Below are 14458 nucleotides of genomic sequence, written 5' to 3' on the forward strand. Positions count from 1 at the left end.
GGCACCGCGAGTGGATCGACGACTGTTACGCCGCCGGATCCGTGGAGGAGATCCTCGGCCGGCTGCTCGACTGCGGCGACCCGGCGGCAAAGGAGTTCCGTATTGCGGAAGTCAGTTTCTGCCTAACGGAAGATTGCCTGGTGGGCGGCAGTGCTGTCAAGGGGCGGGCCCACAAAAAGAGCCTCCCGAGCGGGGGCGGAAGGCCTTCTCAGGCTTCCGGCGACCCCGGCTCGGGAGGCACTTGGTGGGTCTCGGGTGGCTACGGCCCGCGAGGGCGGGGCCGGCACGGGCGCTACAGGGCGTCGACCGCGCTCACCTTCCAGCCCCCGGAAGTGAGCGTGAGGGTCATCCGTACCCGGTTCAGGTCCACGCGGGGGCCGGAAATCTGGGTGCTGCTGGTGACCTGGTTGACGAAGAGCAGGACGACGGCCCGGTCCGGTGAGGCCGACACCACCGATGCCGCCGACGCGCCACCGCCCGCCGGCTTCACCACCGTCGCTTTGACCACGCCCTTGTACTTCTTGGCGGTCGGGGCCACCACTGTCGTGGTCGTCCGCCGGTACTCGTCGCGGAAGGAGCCCGTGAGGTGGCCGCGCGCCGCGGCGAAGTCCCGGTCCAGATGCCGGTAGTCGTACGACAGGATCACGGGAGCCGCCTTCTGCGCGGTTGTCAGTGCCTGTGCCCGCGCCCGGTCCGTGCGTCGGGCTTCCTCGTACTTCCACCCGAGCACGGCGATCGCGACCAGCCCTGCCACGACCAGGACGGCGAGCGCAGCAGTTACGAGTCCGCGCCGCCGCCCGCGCGACGGCCGGGCGGGGCCGTCGTCGGCCTTTTCCGCGGCCGGCTCCTCAGCGGGTTCCTCTACCGGGTCCTCCGTCTGCAGGACCCGCCCGGCGGCCACCAGGGCCGGGACCTGCATGTCGTCGAGACCGGAGTCGGGGTCGGTGCGCTTGGCGCGTCTGGCTGCGGCGCGGGCGGCCGCGGCCATGGACCGGCTTCCTGGTGAGCCGGCGCGGCGGCTCCGCGTGCTGGGGTTCGCCACGGTGTCTCTCCTCACTGGTGGTACGGGGTGTGTCCGGGCGACGCGGTCAGCCGACGAACTCGACGTTGGACGTCAGCCAGCGACCGTTCTCTAGCACAAGGTCGAGCTGCAGCCGGTAGGTGCGGGCCTGACCCTCGGGGGCTGCGGTGTTGGTCACCTTGCTGTCGGCGACCACCAGGACCCGGGCGGTTTTCTCGTCGGCCCGGGTGATGCCCGCTTCCAGCACCTGGCCCTCGGAGACCGACTTGTTCGCGGCCACCAGCTTCGTGAGTTCCGCGGTCTGCGCCGCGAACTGTTCCTTGAAGTCGCCGGCGGCGCCCTTCAGCACGGTCTCGCTGTCCTGTGCGTAGTGCCGGTAGTCGAGCGAGGTGAAGTTCAGCGCCGACTGGCGTGCCGCGGCCAGAATGGCCTGATGCCGCTGCTCCTGCGTGCGCTGCTCGTACAGCTGGACAGCCAGCCACACGCTCAGCGCGGTCGTCACGGCTGTCGCCACGGCGAGCGTCGCGGGCAGTGCCCTCCCGCGCCGTGCGGCCTCGACCAGCCTGATGCCCAGCTCGCGCAGCCGCCGTGTCGCGCGCGCGACGCGGCCGCCGGTCATGCCATCGGTCCGACGAGCAGCCATTGCCACGAGTCCTTTCCGAACACATTCTGTTCTCCGCCCGTCGAGCCGATCTCGACGAGCGATCCGTCCGGACCGGCTGCGGTGCCGGTCTCCGGGTCGTACGGGGTGATGAACGCGGCCGGGTCGGCGCCGCCCGCAGCGGCGGATCCCGAGGAGCCGGGCGCGTTCTGGGCGCCGCGGACCGAGGTCTCGCTGCCGCGCGGGGCCGTGCAGCGTGCGTCGGTGTTCGCCGGCCGCTCGCTCGTGTCCGCGGGGTCGCGGCGCTGCGTCCCGTAGCCCTGCCGGCACGCCGGCGGCTCGTCGGCATTGACGACCATGCCGAAGTGGGTGGTGCCGTCGCCCGGGATCACGGTGAAGCTGCCCGCGACCACCACGGGAAAGGTGACGAGGGCCTGTTCCACGCCAGGCAGCCTCGCCACCGTGACCTGGCCGCCGCTGATCAGATTGCCCAACAGCACCGGAAGGTGCGTCCGGTTGGCCTTCAGCAGCGAGTTCAGCTCGTTCGCCGCGGGCGCGCCCGCGCCGGTCAGTCTGCGGATGTCACCGTCACTGGACTTCAACTCGGCGGTGAGGTCAGCCAGGTCGCGGGAGAACGACTTGATGGCCGAGCCCTTGTCGGCCTGCGTCTTGAGCGCCTTGCGCGAGTCCTCGATCAGCGCGATGGTCTGCGGGAGCGAGTCGGACGCCGACTCGACCAGCAGGTTGCCCGAGTCCACCAGCCGGCTCAGGTGCGGGCCGGTGCCCGCGAAGGCCTTGCCCAGCTCGTCGACGGTGATCCGCAGATCGTCCTTGCCGACGGATTTCACCAGGCGGTCCACACTCAGGACGAGATCCGTGGACGGCAGCGGCACCCGCGTATCCCCGCGGGCGATGGTGCTGCCGTCCCGCAGATAGGGACCGCCGGTGACGCGCGGCTGCAGATCGACGTACTGCTCGCCGACAGCCGAACGGTGCGCCACCACGGCCAGGGTGTCCGCGGGTATTTGCTGTTCGTCCTCGATGTCCAGCGCCACCGACACGCCGTCGGATCCGGTCAGCCGCAGCTCGCCGACCCGGCCCACCGGCACTCCGCGATAGGTGACCTCGGCGCCTTTGAAGATGCCTCCGGACGCGGCGAAGTCGGCCCGCACGGTGTACCCGCGGTCGAAGACCGCTTCGGACAGCCCCGTGTACTGGGAGCCGACGTAGGACACGCCGACGGCGGTCACGGCGGCGAAGGCGACCAACTGCGTCTTGACGCTGCGTGTGATCACGGCTGCATCCCCTTCAGCATGAGCTCCGCGAGAGCGAGATCGACTCCGGGCGGGTAGCCGTCGCCGTGTTCGTCGTACGAGGCGTAGCCGCTGGTGCACACCGGCGGACACAGCGGATCGCCAGGGGCCGGCGGATCGCCCGGAGAGCCCGGAACCTGTGGCGACGTCGGTTTGGAGGGCTGCGGCAGGCCGGGAACTCCTGGAACCTCGGGGACCTCCGGGACGCCCGGGAGTGCCGGAACCCCGGGCTTCCCCGGGGCCTTGGGCTTCTCGGTCCCGTCGGCGAGGTTGCCGTAGATGCTTGCCAGGTCGAGATCGGCGGTGATCTTGAGATTGACGTAGTCGCCCTTGATGGCGTCCGAAGCATTGCGCGGGAACGGATACGTCGTCATGAGCTCCAGGGCATTGGGCAGATCGTTGCCCGCCTTGTTCAGCTGCTCCAGGATCGGCCGCAGGCTCGTCAGATTCGCGATCACATCGTCCCGCGAGGCCTTGATCACGCGAGTGCCTGTCGTGCCCAGCTTCGACAAGGAGGTGAGCATCTTTGTCAGATTCCGGCGCTGGTCGGCCAGCACCTTCAGGGCGGGCGGCATGGTGTCGACGGCCTGGGCGACCGTCGTCTTCTCCTTGGCGAGTCGCTTCGCCAGCCGGTCGATGCCGTTCAGCGCGCGGATGATTTCCGCGCGCTGGCTGTCGAGACCGCCGAGGAAGGTGTCCAGCTCCGTGAGCAGGGACTTGACCCGGTTCTCCCGGCCCGCCAGGGCCTCGTTCAGCTCCGTGGTGATGGTCTTGAGCTGCGCCACTCCGCCGCCGTTGAGCAGAGCCGACAGGGCGGCCAGCACCTCTTCGATCTCCGGGTTGCGGCCGCTGCGGGACAGCGGGATCCGGGCGCCGTCGGTGAGCCTGCCGACGGGCGCGGTACCCGCCGGGGCGGACAGCGCCACGTACTTCTCACCGAGCATGCTGGTCTGCCGCAGCTCGGCCACCGCGTTGGCGGGCAGTTTCACCGAATCGGCCACCCGCAGCCGCACCCGGGCGTGCCAGTCGGCCAGCTCCACCTGCTCGACGGCGCCCACGGTGACGTTGTTGACCTTCACGGACGACTGCGGAACCAGATCGAGGACGTCCCTGAACTCGACGGTGACCCGGAAGGCGTTGCCGTCCGAGGCGGCGCCCCCGGGCAGCGGTACGTCGTACCAGCCGTTGATGTCGCAGCCGGAAAGCAACAGCGAGCCGACGGCCGCCCAGACGGCTGCCCTCCCCTTGCGCAGCGCGCTCATGCACGGGCCTCCAGGATTCCGCCGAGGGTCTTGTCCACCGGTCCCGTGCCCGCGGCCGGCACGTTCGACGACAGCTTCGGAAGGGAGCCGAACAGCTTCTCCAGCTCCTGGCAGTCGGGGTTCTTCCCGCCGGTGTCACCGGTCGTCTTCAGCAGCGAGCACAGCAGCGCGGCCGGGTCCTGGGGATGGTCCGGGTTGTTACGGGTGTCGAGGGTGCCGGAGGACGGGTTGTAGGCGTTCTGCAGGTTGGACAGTCCGGCGGGGGCGACCTCCAGCAGTTCGGCCAGCGCCGCCCGCTGGGTGACGAGCACCTTGGTGACCTTGCTGAGGCCCTTCACATCGGCCGTCAGCGTCTTCTTGTTCGCCTTGACGAACTCCGTCACATCGCGCAGCGCCACCCCCAGATACCGCAGTGCCGCCGCGAGGTCCTTGCGCTCCCCGGCCAGCTGGTCGGCCACCTTGGCGAGGTTGTCGTTGAAGGAACGGACACTGTCGTCGTCGGCCGCCAGGACAGCCGTGAACACCTGCAGATTCCGTACGGTGCCGAACAGGTCCTTCCGGCCGTCGGACAAGGTGCTGACCGCCAGCGACAGATCCTCCACCGTCTGATGCAGCTGCTTCCCCTGGCCCTGGAGGTTGTCCGCGCTCACCCCGAGGAGCCGGGACAGCGAACCGTCCGCGTTGGCTCCGCGCGGACCGAGCGCCTCGGCCGTCGTGTGGAGGCTGTCGAAGACGCGGTCCAGTTCGACCGGGACGGCCGTCCGGTTCTCGGGGATGACGGCGCCGTCCTTCAGCGCCGGCCCGCTTCGGTACACCGGCAGCAGCTGTACGTAACGGTCGCTGACCACCGAGGAGTTGATGATCGCTGCCTTGGCGTCGGCGGGGACCTTGCGCCCGGCCTCGTACTCCAGCTCCACCCGCACCTTGCTGCCGCTCGGAGTGATCTTCTTGACCTCGCCGATGCGGACACCGAGGACGCGTACGTCCGAGCCGGGGTAGATGCCGACCGTGCGCGGGAAGTACGCCGTGACCTTGACCGGCGACGAGCGCGGCCAGAGCACGATCGCCCCGGAGGTGGCGACCAGCACCAGCGCGGTGACCAGAGCCAGTCGTCGTTTCATCGGGAACCCCCCCATCATCGCGAGCCTCCCGTCCGCGGAACCACCGGAGCGGCGACGATGTTCTGGATATAGCTGTCGAACCAGCGGCCGTTGCCGAGCGTGTTGGTGAACACCCGTACATAGGGGGCGAGCAGCTTGACGCTGCGGTCGAGGGAGGCCTGATTGCGTTCGAGCATGCTGACCACCGTGTTCAGTCCCTTGAGCGCCGGGCCGATCTCCTTGCGGTTGTCCTCGACGAGGCCGGAGAGCTGGATGCCCAGCGCGGCCGAGCTCTTGAGCAGCGCATGGATCGCCGCACGCCGCCTGGAGATCTCCTGGAACAGCTTGTCGCCGTCCTTGATCACCCGGGAGAAGTCGCCGGAACGCTCGGAGAGGACGCCCGTGACCCCGTTGGCGTGATCCAGGAGTTCGCGCAGGGCCTCGTCGCGGGACGCCACCGTACGGGAGATCCTCGAAAGCCCCTTGATGGATGCCTGCACGTCGGCCGGCGAGTCCTTGAAGGTGCCGGAGATGGTGTCCAGGGCCTTCGCCAGCTGGTCCGTGTCGACCTTCTCCGTCGTGGTGGTCAGATCACTGAACGCCGTTACGACGTCGTACGCCGGAACCGTACGGTTCAGCGGGATCTCGCTGCCCGGCCGTAGCTGTCCTGCCCCCTTCGGCTGCACCGCGAGGTACTTGGCGCCCAGGATCGTCTTGATCCGGATGGCCGCGCCGGTGCTGGTGCCGAACTGCGGGTCGCCCTTGACCCGGAAGGTCACCTTCACATGGTCGCCGTCCAGATCGACCTCGTCGACCTTGCCTACCTTGACCCCGGCGATGCGCACCTCGTCGCCGGGTTTGAGGCCGCCCGCTTCCGAGAAGGCCGCGCTGTACGTCTCGCCGTTGCCGATCAGCGGCAGGCTGTCGGCGTTGAACGCCGCGACGGCCAGCAGCGCGAGCGTGGAGATGCCGACGGCCCCGATCACTACGGGGTTGCGCTCACGGAAGGGGATCACTGGCCGCACCTCGCCCGCGCGACATGGAGCTCAGGGGTGAGCACCTGCCTGGTCTTCGGCAGCACGATCCGGCCGTCGAAGTCACAGAGGTAGAAGTTGAACCAGGAGCCGTACGACGCCGTCCCCGTCAACTTGTTCAGCTTGGTCGGCAGCCGTTTCAGCACGCCCTCCACGGTTTTCTCGTTCTTGTTCAGCGTTCCAGTGAGGTCGGTAAGCTCGGCGATGTCGTCGCGCAGCGGCGGGCGGGCGTCCTCGATCAGGCCCGAAGTGGCCTCGGTCAGTTGGCCGATGTTGGTCAGCGACTCGCCGATGGGCTTGCGGTCGGCGGACAGCCCGGAGATCAGCCGCTGCAACTGCTTGAGCAGCCCGGAGAAGCGGGCGCCGCGCTTGTCCAGCGTCTGCAGCACCTCATTGAGGTTGTCGATCACGGACCCGACGAGCTTGTCCCGGTCGGCGAGTGTGGTGGTCAGCGAGGCGGTGTGAGCGAGCAGGCTCTTCACCGTCCCGCCCTCTCCCTGCAGCGTCTTGATGATCTCGGTGGCGAGCTGGTTCATGTCGTCCGGGCTCAGCGCGGCGAAGAGCGGCTTGAATCCGTTCAGCAGCGCGTTGAGATCGAGCGCCGGCTGGGTCCTGGCCAGCGGGATCCGGGCGCCGGGCGCCAGTGGCGTCCCGTCACCCGCGCCCTCCGTCAGCGCGATGTACCGCTGTCCGACCAGATTCCGGTAGCGGATGACGGCGCCGGTGCTGGAGAGCAGCGGACGGTTCCGGTCGACGGTGAAGGTGACTTCCGCCAGCGTGCGGTCCTTGATGCTGCCGCCCTTGATCCTGATGTCCTCGACCTCGCCGACCCGCACTCCGGCGACCCTGATGTCGTCGCCCTCCTCCAGGCTGGTGACGTCGCTGAACACCGCGCGGTACGTCTCCTGCGGGGTGAAGGAGAGGTTGACGATGGTGACCGCGAGCATCGCCGTCACCAGCACCGTCACCACGGCGAAGAGACTGAACTTGATCAGCGGGGCCGCGGTCTGGGTGGCTCCTGACTTGGTCATGCGACGCTCACCGCCGTTCCGCGGGCCATCGGGCCGAAGAGCAGCGTCGCGACCGCCGGCACCTCGTCGGCCGGAACTCCCATGACGGGTGCCACGAGTGAGCCGACCGCACGCTGCTCGGCCTTGGTGGCGGACACAGCACCAGGCGTGCCGCCTCCCGGGCCGGGCTCCGACGTACCGTCATTGAGCTTGGTGTGCGGTGCGGGAACCCGGGGGCTGGGCAGCCCTCTGCAATCGGGCCCTGAACGATCTGCATAACGCGGTTCCTCACCGGGTTGGTACGCGGGTCGGGGGCGGACGAATTCGAGGGTGATGCGCATCTCCCCGCCCTTGAAGGCTTCTTCGGATGCCGCTGTCTGTTTCACCAGGCCGTCCAGGAGGCAGGGGTAGACCGGCGCGTAGCGGGCGAACAGGGCCAGGGTGGGGCGCGAGACGCGGCCGAGGGTGATCAGCCGGCCCTCGTTCTCGTCGAGGAACCCGTTCGCGGTGCCGGCGGCGTCGGCGGTTGCGGTGAGCGCGGAGGCCAGCTGGTCCCGCTGCTCGACGACGGTGCGGCTGGTGGTGACGGTGTTCCGCAGGATCCTCAGCAGATCGGGCGCCGCGTCCCCGTACACCGCGGCCACATCGGCGAACCGCGAGATGTCTTCCTTGATGGACGGCATGTGCGGGTTGAGCCGGCTCAGATAGCGCTCGAAACGGGTGAGGTTGGCACCGATCCGGTCGCCGCGCCCGTCGAGCGCGGTGGCGAACGCCGACAGCGTGGCGTTGAGTTCGGAGGGCCGCACGGTCCGCAGCAGCGGCAGCAGATCGTTCATCAGATGCTGGAGCTCGATGCCGGCCTCGGTGCGGTCCTGGGTGATGACGTCCCCGGCGCGGATGTGCCGCCCGGCGGAGCCGCTCGGCGCGACCAGATCGACGTACTTCTCGCCGAACAGCGTCTTGGGCAGCAGCCGGGCGTGCACATCGGCCGGGATGCGGGAGACGTGCTCCGGCTTGAGAGCGATGTCGAGCGTTGCCTTCTCGCCGTCCGCGCGGACCGCGCGCACCTCGCCGACCAGCAGCCCGCGCAGCTTGACGTCGGCCCGCGGGTCCAGTTGGTTGCCCAGGGTGTCGGCCTCCAGCGTGATCCGTACGACCGAGACGAACATCTGCTGGTAGACGGCGACGGACAGCGACAGCAAAAGCGCGATGACCGCGATGAAGACGATGCCGTACACCCGCAGTCGCGCGCCGTGCGTCGGGACGGGAATCGGAATGCGCATGGATCTTCTACCCCGCTATCCGTACGGTCGTGTTGGCGCCCCAGATCGCCAGGCTGAGGAAGAAGTCCAGGAGATTGATGGCGACGATGGAGGTCCGCACGGCACGGCCGACCGCGACCCCGACACCGGCCGGGCCGCCGCTCGCGTAGTAGCCGTAGTAGCAGTGGACCAGGATGATCACGACGGCGAAGACGATCACCTTGCCGAAGGACCACAGGACGTCGACCGGCGGCAGATACTGCTGGAAGTAGTGGTCGTAGGTGCCCGCGGACTGCCCGTAGTAGCCCGTCGTGATGGTGCGCGCCGCGAAGTACGAGGACAGCAGCCCGATCACATACAGCGGGATCACGGCGACAAAGCCGGCGATCATCCGGGTGGTCACCAGGAACGGCAGCGAGGGGACGCCCATCACCTCAAGCGCGTCGGTCTCCTCGCTGATCCGCATGGCTCCGAGCTGGGCGGTGAACCCGGCCCCGACCGTCGCCGAGAGGGCGAGACCGGCCACCAGCGGGGCGATCTCACGGGTGTTGAAGTACGCGGACAGGAATGCCACGAAGTTGGAGGTGCCCAGCTGGTTGAGCGCGGCGTAGCCCTGCAGGCCGACCTCGGTGCCGGTGAAGAAGGACAGGAAGGCGATGACGCCGACCGTCCCGCCGACGACTGCCAGCGCCCCGCGACCGAAGCTCACCTCGGCGAGCAGACGCAGGATCTCCTTCTTGTAGCGGCGCAGGGTGCGGCCCGTCCAGGCCAGCGAGCGTCCGTAGAAGGACAGTTGGCCGCCCAGCTCCTCGAGCCGGTCCAGCAGCAGACGATTCATCAGCGGCATCGGTCAACCCCTCTGCGGAACGACCTGGAAGTACACCGCGGTCATCACGAAGTTCGTCACGAAAAGCAGCATGAAAGTGATCACCACCGACTGGTTCACGGCGTCGCCCACGCCCTTCGACCCGCCCTTCGCGGTCAGTCCCTTGTACGAGGCGACGATCGCCGCGATGGCGCCGAACACCAGGGCCTTCAGCTCGGCCGCCCATAGATCGGACAGTTGGGCGAGGGTGGTGAAGGAGGCCAGATACGCGCCGGGCGTACCGTTTTGCAGGATCACGTTGAAGAAGTAGCCACCGGCCACCCCGACCACCGACACAAGGCCGTTGAGCAGCACGGCCACCACCATCGAGGCCAGCACCCGCGGCACGACCAGGCGGTGGATCGGGTCGATGCCCAGCACTTGCATCGCGTCGATCTCCTCACGGATCTTGCGCGCCCCGAGGTCCGCGCAGATCGCGGTGCCGCCCGCGCCCGCGATCAGCAGCGCGGTGACGATCGGCGAGGCCTCCCGCAGCACCGCCAGCACCGAGGCCGCGCCCGAGAACGACTGCGCGCCGAGCTGGCGGGTCAGACTGCCGATCTGCAGGGCGATGACCGCCCCGAACGGGATGGAGACCAGGGCGGTGGGCAGGATGGTGACGCTCGCGATGAACCAGGCCTGCTGGATGAACTCCCGCACCTGGAACGGACGTCTGGGGAAGGTCCGTACGACGTCCAGGGCCATCGCGAACAGGCTGCCGGAATGTCTCAACGCGCCTACCGGGGACAGGCTCATGCGTCCGCCACCTCCACCTTGTTCGGCGCCGCTTCGCGCCGGGCGATCGCCTCCCAGCGGGGCGGCCGGGTGATCCCGGGGCTCGGCAGCAGGCGGGGCGTCATCTCGTCGGCGCCCTTGGGAGCGCGCAGGTCCCCGTCGCCGAGCCGCGCCAGCTCCTGCTCGACCTGGGCGGCGTCCTTCTCCTCCGCCATGCCGATCGGCCCCTGCATCCGGCCGTTCAGGAACTGCCGTACGACCGGCTGGTCGCTGGTCAGCAGCTCTTCCCGGGGGCCGAACATCACCAGCTCGCGACGGAAGAGCAGCCCGATGTTGTCCGGGACCTGCCGGGCCGACGCGATGTCGTGCGTCACGATCAGGAAGGTCGCGTCGATCTGCGCGTTGAGATCGACGATCAGCTGATTGAGATACGCCACGCGCACCGGGTCGAGACCCGAGTCCGGCTCGTCGAAGAGGATGATCTCCGGATCGAGCACCAGGGCCCGCGCCAGGCCGGCCCGTTTGCGCATGCCGCCGGATATCTCGCCGGGCAGCTTCTCCTCGGCGCCGATGAGCCCGACCATGTCCATCTTCTCGAGCACGATCTGCCGGATCGCGCTCTCCGACTTGCGGGTGTGCTCACGCAGCGGGAAGGCGATGTTGTCGTAAAGGTTCATCGACCCGAACAGCGCGCCGTCCTGGAACAGCACGCCGAACTGCTTGCGCACCTCGTACAGGTCGTGTTCACGCAGCTTGGTGATGTCCGTGCCCGCGATCCGGATGGCGCCGGTGTCCGGCTTGAGCAGCCCGACCAGCGTCTTGAGGAAGACGGATTTGCCCGTGCCCGAGGGGCCGAGCATGACCGAAACCTCGCCGGCGGGCAGCGTCAGCGAAACGTCCTGCCAGATGACCTGGTGGCCGAAGGACTTGGTCAGCCCTTCCACACAGATCTCGACACCCATCCGGTTCACCCTTCAGCAGTGGAGCAGCTCCGACATCTGCTCTACGGGGAAGGGCGGCCCGTCCGTCGCGCCGAAGCACGAAATTTTTTACGGGCGCGAAATCAGGGGTGAACGCCGGCGTGCGAGGTGGCCGCGGGCAGCGACGGGGGCGGCAGAGGTGCCGGGGCGGACGGCGTGGCCGGGGGCTCCGGCACCGGCGGCGTGGCCGGCGGCACGGAGGGCACGGTCATCCTGGTTGCGTCCGTTATAAGGGGCACGTCCGGCACTTCAGGGACGTCCGGCACTTCGGGGACGTCCGGGGCGGGCAGTGGCGGCAGGGTGACCTTCGGCAGGGACGGCAGTGGGGGCAACCGGCCTCCGGTCGCGTCCGTCCCGCTCGTGGCGGTTCCCGACGCCGTCCTCGCGGGGGTGCGGGCGGCGGGCGGCTCCGCACGGCCGTGGTCCGGTGTCTGCACGCCCGAGGGCTTCGAGGGGCTGGCACCAGACCCGCCCCAGTCATGAGCGTACGGCAGAACGAACCCGGCGACGACCAGCGTCGCCGCCGTCGAGGCCGCGGCCACCGCATGCGCGTTCACGCCCGTGCGCGGCCGGTTTCGACCGCACAGCCACAGGGCCAGCCCCAGCGTGCCGGCCAGCGTATTGCGCAGCGTCCGCCGGGCCCGCGCCAGCAGCGACTCGACCGTCCGGTAGCTCAGCCCCATCTCGTGGGCGACCTGCCCGACGTCGAGGTCCTCGGACCTCAGCCGGAGCGCCTGAGCCTGCCGGGCGGGCAGTTCGTCGGTGCGCACGGCGAGCCACTTGGCCTCGGCCCGGTCACAGACCACCTCGTCGACGGGCACCGGGCCCGGCGGTACGAGCGTCGCGCTGCTGCGCACCTCGGCCTCGCGGTTGACCTGCCGGTACCGGTCGACACACAGCCGCATGGTCACTGTCGTCAGCCACGCGCCGAGCCGCTCGTCGTCCAGGTGCGGGTTCTCGGCAGCGCGCAGCATGGCCTCGTGCACGGCGTCCTCGGCGTCCTCCACGCTCATGGAGCGGCGGCGGGCCACCTTGAGCAACTGCTCGCGGTGGCTCCACGCGTGCTGCCATCGCTCGTGGGCGGCGGTGTCCGCCCGCCCGCCCGAGTACGCAGGCATGTCCGTCGCCATGAGGGCCCCTTTGCGCTCACCCGCCGGTTCGGCTGTCCGGCGGATGGCGACATTACCGCCGGGTATCCGGAGTTGGGGAGGGGGTGGCGCTCATCGAGTCCTTACCGTTGCTGGCCAGCGGACCTGTGCCGGGCAGGACACCGTCGCCGGGCAGCTCGACACCGCTTGTGGGGACGGGAAGCACGGGCTTTGCGGACTCCACGCCGCCGCCCGGCGCGGTCTTCGACGGTGAGGGCGTGCGCGAGGACGGCTCGGGGGATGCGACACGCGGGCCGGCCGGGCGTACGGGAGCCGTGGAGGCCGACGGCTTCGGTCGCGCCGGACGGGACGACGCCGGAGCCGGGGGGATGGCGGATCCGCCGAGGTCCGGCACCATCCGATGTCCTTCGAGGAAGTACCCGAACCATGCCTTGACCGTGCGCAGGTACGCGGCGGAGTGGTTGTAGCCGAGGATTGCGAGGTCCAGGTCGTGCGGGTCGGAGAGATCCCGCCCGCCCGCGCACAGGTAGCGGCCGGCCGCGAGTGCCGCGTCGTAGACGTTGCCCGGATCGCTGCGTTGGTCGCCATTGCCGTCGGAGCCCCAGGTGGCCCACGTCGACGGGATGAACTGCATAGGACCGACGGCGCGGTCGTACGCCGTGTCCCCGTCGTGCACCCCGCCGTCGGTGTCCCTGATGAGAGCGAACCCGTTGCCGTCCAGCCGGGGGCCGAGGATCGGTGCGACGGTCGTGCCGTCCGCGGCCACCCGGCCGCTGCGCGCCTGCCCGGACTCCACCTGGCCGATCGCGGCCAGCAGTTGCCGGCGCAGACGGCAGCCCGGCGCGCTGCGTGCGAGATCCGACTCGGCCTGCCGGTACGCGGCCAGTATCGTGGCCGGCAGCGCGCCGCCGGCCGGGGCGGCGGAGCTGTCCGTGCCCCGTCCCGTCTCGCGGGCCCGCAGCGGCGGAAGCTCGGTGCGGTACGGGGTGTCGCCGGAGACGCTCTGCCCCGGCGGTGGCGTCGGACGCTGAGCCGGGGCCGAGGCGTGGGCCGCCGGCCCCGGCGCCCGTGAGGCGGTCAGCGCCGCCATGGCCGCCGTCGCGACCGCTGTTGCCTTGACACCCCTGCGCGTGCGCCCTGTCATCTTGCGCCCTGTCATGATGCGGACCCCTCCCAGTGCCGCCGAGCCGGAGATGAGGCCCGGCGCGGTTTGCGTCACCTGCTCTACGCGGGGACATCGCGGGTTCGTCGCGCGCAGCTGCGCCTTTTCCCGGTCGGGACGGCGCCGACGGCGGCGGAGGGCACCGCTAACGTGGGCGCATGGAGCGATTGCGGGTGGAGTTCACCACCGAACCCTTCGACCTCGATGAAGCGCCGGCCCATGCGGTGGTCGCCCGCGAGGTCATCCAGGCGGCCGAGCTGGACGCCGTGGACGTCGGCCCGTTCGGCAATACGGCGGAGGGCGGCGCCAACGAGGTGCTGAACGCGGTCGACGCGCTGCTGCGCCGGACCCTGGAGGCCGGCGCCACTCGTGTCTCGTTGCAGATCAATGTGATCGGGGAGGGCGAGAAGTGACCCAGCCGGGAGATCACCCCCTCGTCAGCGCTGTGAAGCCGCTCGTCGACGCGCTGGGTGCCGAGATACTGAGCCCCGAGCAGGCCGGTTCCGACGATGTGGTGCTGGCCTGGGAGGGCGAGGACGTGCTGGCCGTGCGGCTGCCGCAGCTGTCGGACTCACTCGACCACATTCTGGCCGCCATGGAGCGTCGGCACGGCATGCCGCTGTCCGAGCTGGACCGGAAGACGAAGCAGCTGGTCGTACGGACGCTGGAGGCGCGCGGCGCCTTTTCAGTACGGCACGGAGTGGAGACGGTGGCCGGCGCCCTGGGCGTCAGCCGCTTCACCGTCTACAACTACCTCAACAGGGAGAACGCCGAGAAGGACAGCTAGGGCGGCGCTCACTGCCGCCCGGCGACACCCTGCGCGGCCTCGCGGACCGGGCCGGCATCGCCGTTGTCGGACTCGATGAGGCCCGAGCGCTCCGGGGCCCACCACCTGCATACTCCGGCGGCCGTCCGCTCGCTGCTGCCGGACCCGCGCGTCCTCGCCGATGCTCGCCGCGCGGCACAGTGGTCCCGACGGAGCCGCCGAAGCGGTATGGGCGGCT

Annotated in this window: 15 protein-coding genes; 2 read left to right on the forward strand and 13 right to left on the reverse strand. The window is 69.7% G+C overall.

All coding sequences use genetic code 11. The annotated features are described in order from the left end of the window. Positions 1 to 292: 292 nt before the first annotated feature. The 13 genes from ACWDO5_RS05700 to ACWDO5_RS05760 all read right to left on the reverse strand — a co-directional run bounded on the left by ACWDO5_RS05700 (position 293) and on the right by ACWDO5_RS05760 (position 13451). Positions 293 to 988: a hypothetical protein gene (locus ACWDO5_RS05700; protein WP_450528681.1), complete on the reverse strand. Its 696-nt coding sequence runs from the start codon at positions 986 to 988 to the stop codon at positions 293 to 295. A 100-nt stretch (positions 989 to 1088) separates the two neighbouring features. Next, positions 1089 to 1664: a hypothetical protein gene (locus tag ACWDO5_RS05705; protein WP_450528683.1), complete on the reverse strand. Its 576-nt coding sequence runs from the start codon at positions 1662 to 1664 to the stop codon at positions 1089 to 1091. Beyond that, complete coding sequence (locus ACWDO5_RS05710; RefSeq protein ID WP_450528685.1) at positions 1637 to 2917, reverse strand: MCE family protein; 1281 nt, start codon at positions 2915 to 2917, stop codon at positions 1637 to 1639. The genes ACWDO5_RS05705 and ACWDO5_RS05710 overlap by 28 nt, the downstream gene beginning before the upstream one ends. Then, on the reverse strand, positions 2914 to 4197 hold the full coding sequence (locus tag ACWDO5_RS05715) for an MCE family protein (RefSeq protein WP_450528687.1): 1284 nt from the start codon (positions 4195 to 4197) through the stop codon (positions 2914 to 2916). Before ACWDO5_RS05715 ends, ACWDO5_RS05710 begins: the two co-directional genes overlap by 4 nt. Further along, entirely contained in the window at positions 4194 to 5318 is a 1125-nt protein-coding gene (locus ACWDO5_RS05720; protein ID WP_450528688.1) for an MCE family protein, read from the reverse strand. Before ACWDO5_RS05720 ends, ACWDO5_RS05715 begins: the two co-directional genes overlap by 4 nt. Before the next feature lie 14 nt (positions 5319 to 5332). Further along, a complete protein-coding gene (locus ACWDO5_RS05725) occupies positions 5333 to 6313 on the reverse strand; it encodes an MCE family protein (RefSeq protein ID WP_450528690.1) in 981 nt (326 codons plus the stop codon). Continuing rightward, on the reverse strand, positions 6310 to 7362 hold the full coding sequence (locus ACWDO5_RS05730; protein WP_450528691.1) for an MCE family protein: 1053 nt from the start codon (positions 7360 to 7362) through the stop codon (positions 6310 to 6312). The genes ACWDO5_RS05725 and ACWDO5_RS05730 overlap by 4 nt, the downstream gene beginning before the upstream one ends. After that, a complete protein-coding gene (locus ACWDO5_RS05735) occupies positions 7359 to 8624 on the reverse strand; it encodes an MCE family protein (RefSeq protein WP_450528693.1) in 1266 nt (421 codons plus the stop codon). Before ACWDO5_RS05735 ends, ACWDO5_RS05730 begins: the two co-directional genes overlap by 4 nt. 7 nt (positions 8625 to 8631) lie before the next feature. Further along, positions 8632 to 9450, reverse strand: coding sequence for an MlaE family ABC transporter permease (locus ACWDO5_RS05740; RefSeq protein ID WP_450528695.1), 819 nt, complete (start codon positions 9448 to 9450; stop codon positions 8632 to 8634). Positions 9451 to 9453: 3 nt separating this feature from the next. After that, positions 9454 to 10224: an MlaE family ABC transporter permease gene (locus tag ACWDO5_RS05745; RefSeq protein WP_450528697.1), complete on the reverse strand. Its 771-nt coding sequence runs from the start codon at positions 10222 to 10224 to the stop codon at positions 9454 to 9456. Then, complete coding sequence (locus tag ACWDO5_RS05750; protein WP_450528699.1) at positions 10221 to 11165, reverse strand: ABC transporter ATP-binding protein; 945 nt, start codon at positions 11163 to 11165, stop codon at positions 10221 to 10223. Before ACWDO5_RS05750 ends, ACWDO5_RS05745 begins: the two co-directional genes overlap by 4 nt. Positions 11166 to 11266: 101 nt before the next feature. Continuing rightward, a complete protein-coding gene (locus ACWDO5_RS05755) occupies positions 11267 to 12313 on the reverse strand; it encodes an RNA polymerase sigma factor (RefSeq protein ID WP_450528701.1) in 1047 nt (348 codons plus the stop codon). 52 nt (positions 12314 to 12365) lie between these two features. Continuing rightward, positions 12366 to 13451 (reverse strand): lytic murein transglycosylase, encoded by a 1086-nt coding sequence (locus tag ACWDO5_RS05760; protein WP_450528703.1) that lies wholly within the window; start codon positions 13449 to 13451, stop codon positions 12366 to 12368. Between the two features lie 161 nt (positions 13452 to 13612). Here ACWDO5_RS05760 and ACWDO5_RS05765 point away from each other — a divergent pair, with 161 nt between their 5' ends. Both ACWDO5_RS05765 and ACWDO5_RS05770 read left to right on the forward strand, forming a co-directional pair. Then, positions 13613 to 13867 carry a thiamine-binding protein gene (locus ACWDO5_RS05765; protein ID WP_450528705.1) on the forward strand — a complete coding sequence of 85 codons (255 nt, stop codon included), beginning with the start codon at positions 13613 to 13615 and terminating at the stop codon, positions 13865 to 13867. Then, the gene (locus ACWDO5_RS05770; protein ID WP_450528706.1) at positions 13864 to 14241 is read left to right on the forward strand and encodes a helix-turn-helix domain-containing protein; all 378 of its coding nucleotides are present in this window, start codon (positions 13864 to 13866) and stop codon (positions 14239 to 14241) included. The genes ACWDO5_RS05765 and ACWDO5_RS05770 overlap by 4 nt, the downstream gene beginning before the upstream one ends. Positions 14242 to 14458: the final 217 nt, after the last annotated feature.

The organism is Streptomyces sp. NPDC000880, assembly GCF_053599675.1.

Bases quoted from the DNA above. Each gene is read 5' to 3' on its own strand.
- ACWDO5_RS05700 (WP_450528681.1), bottom strand. From the start codon at position 988: ATGGCCGCGGCCGCCCGCGCCGCAGCCAGACGCGCCAAGCGCACCGAC.
- ACWDO5_RS05705 (WP_450528683.1), bottom strand. From the start codon at position 1,664: ATGGCTGCTCGTCGGACCGATGGCATGACCGGCGGCCGCGTCGCGCGC.
- ACWDO5_RS05715 (WP_450528687.1), bottom strand. From the start codon at position 4,197: ATGAGCGCGCTGCGCAAGGGGAGGGCAGCCGTCTGGGCGGCCGTCGGC.
- ACWDO5_RS05720 (WP_450528688.1), bottom strand. From the start codon at position 5,318: ATGAAACGACGACTGGCTCTGGTCACCGCGCTGGTGCTGGTCGCCACC.
- ACWDO5_RS05730 (WP_450528691.1), bottom strand. From the start codon at position 7,362: ATGACCAAGTCAGGAGCCACCCAGACCGCGGCCCCGCTGATCAAGTTC.
- ACWDO5_RS05735 (WP_450528693.1), bottom strand. From the start codon at position 8,624: ATGCGCATTCCGATTCCCGTCCCGACGCACGGCGCGCGACTGCGGGTG.
- ACWDO5_RS05740 (WP_450528695.1), bottom strand. From the start codon at position 9,450: ATGCCGCTGATGAATCGTCTGCTGCTGGACCGGCTCGAGGAGCTGGGC.
- ACWDO5_RS05745 (WP_450528697.1), bottom strand. From the start codon at position 10,224: ATGAGCCTGTCCCCGGTAGGCGCGTTGAGACATTCCGGCAGCCTGTTC.
- ACWDO5_RS05750 (WP_450528699.1), bottom strand. From the start codon at position 11,165: ATGGGTGTCGAGATCTGTGTGGAAGGGCTGACCAAGTCCTTCGGCCAC.
- ACWDO5_RS05755 (WP_450528701.1), bottom strand. From the start codon at position 12,313: ATGGCGACGGACATGCCTGCGTACTCGGGCGGGCGGGCGGACACCGCC.
- ACWDO5_RS05760 (WP_450528703.1), bottom strand. From the start codon at position 13,451: ATGACAGGGCGCAAGATGACAGGGCGCACGCGCAGGGGTGTCAAGGCA.
- ACWDO5_RS05765 (WP_450528705.1), top strand. From the start codon at position 13,613: ATGGAGCGATTGCGGGTGGAGTTCACCACCGAACCCTTCGACCTCGAT.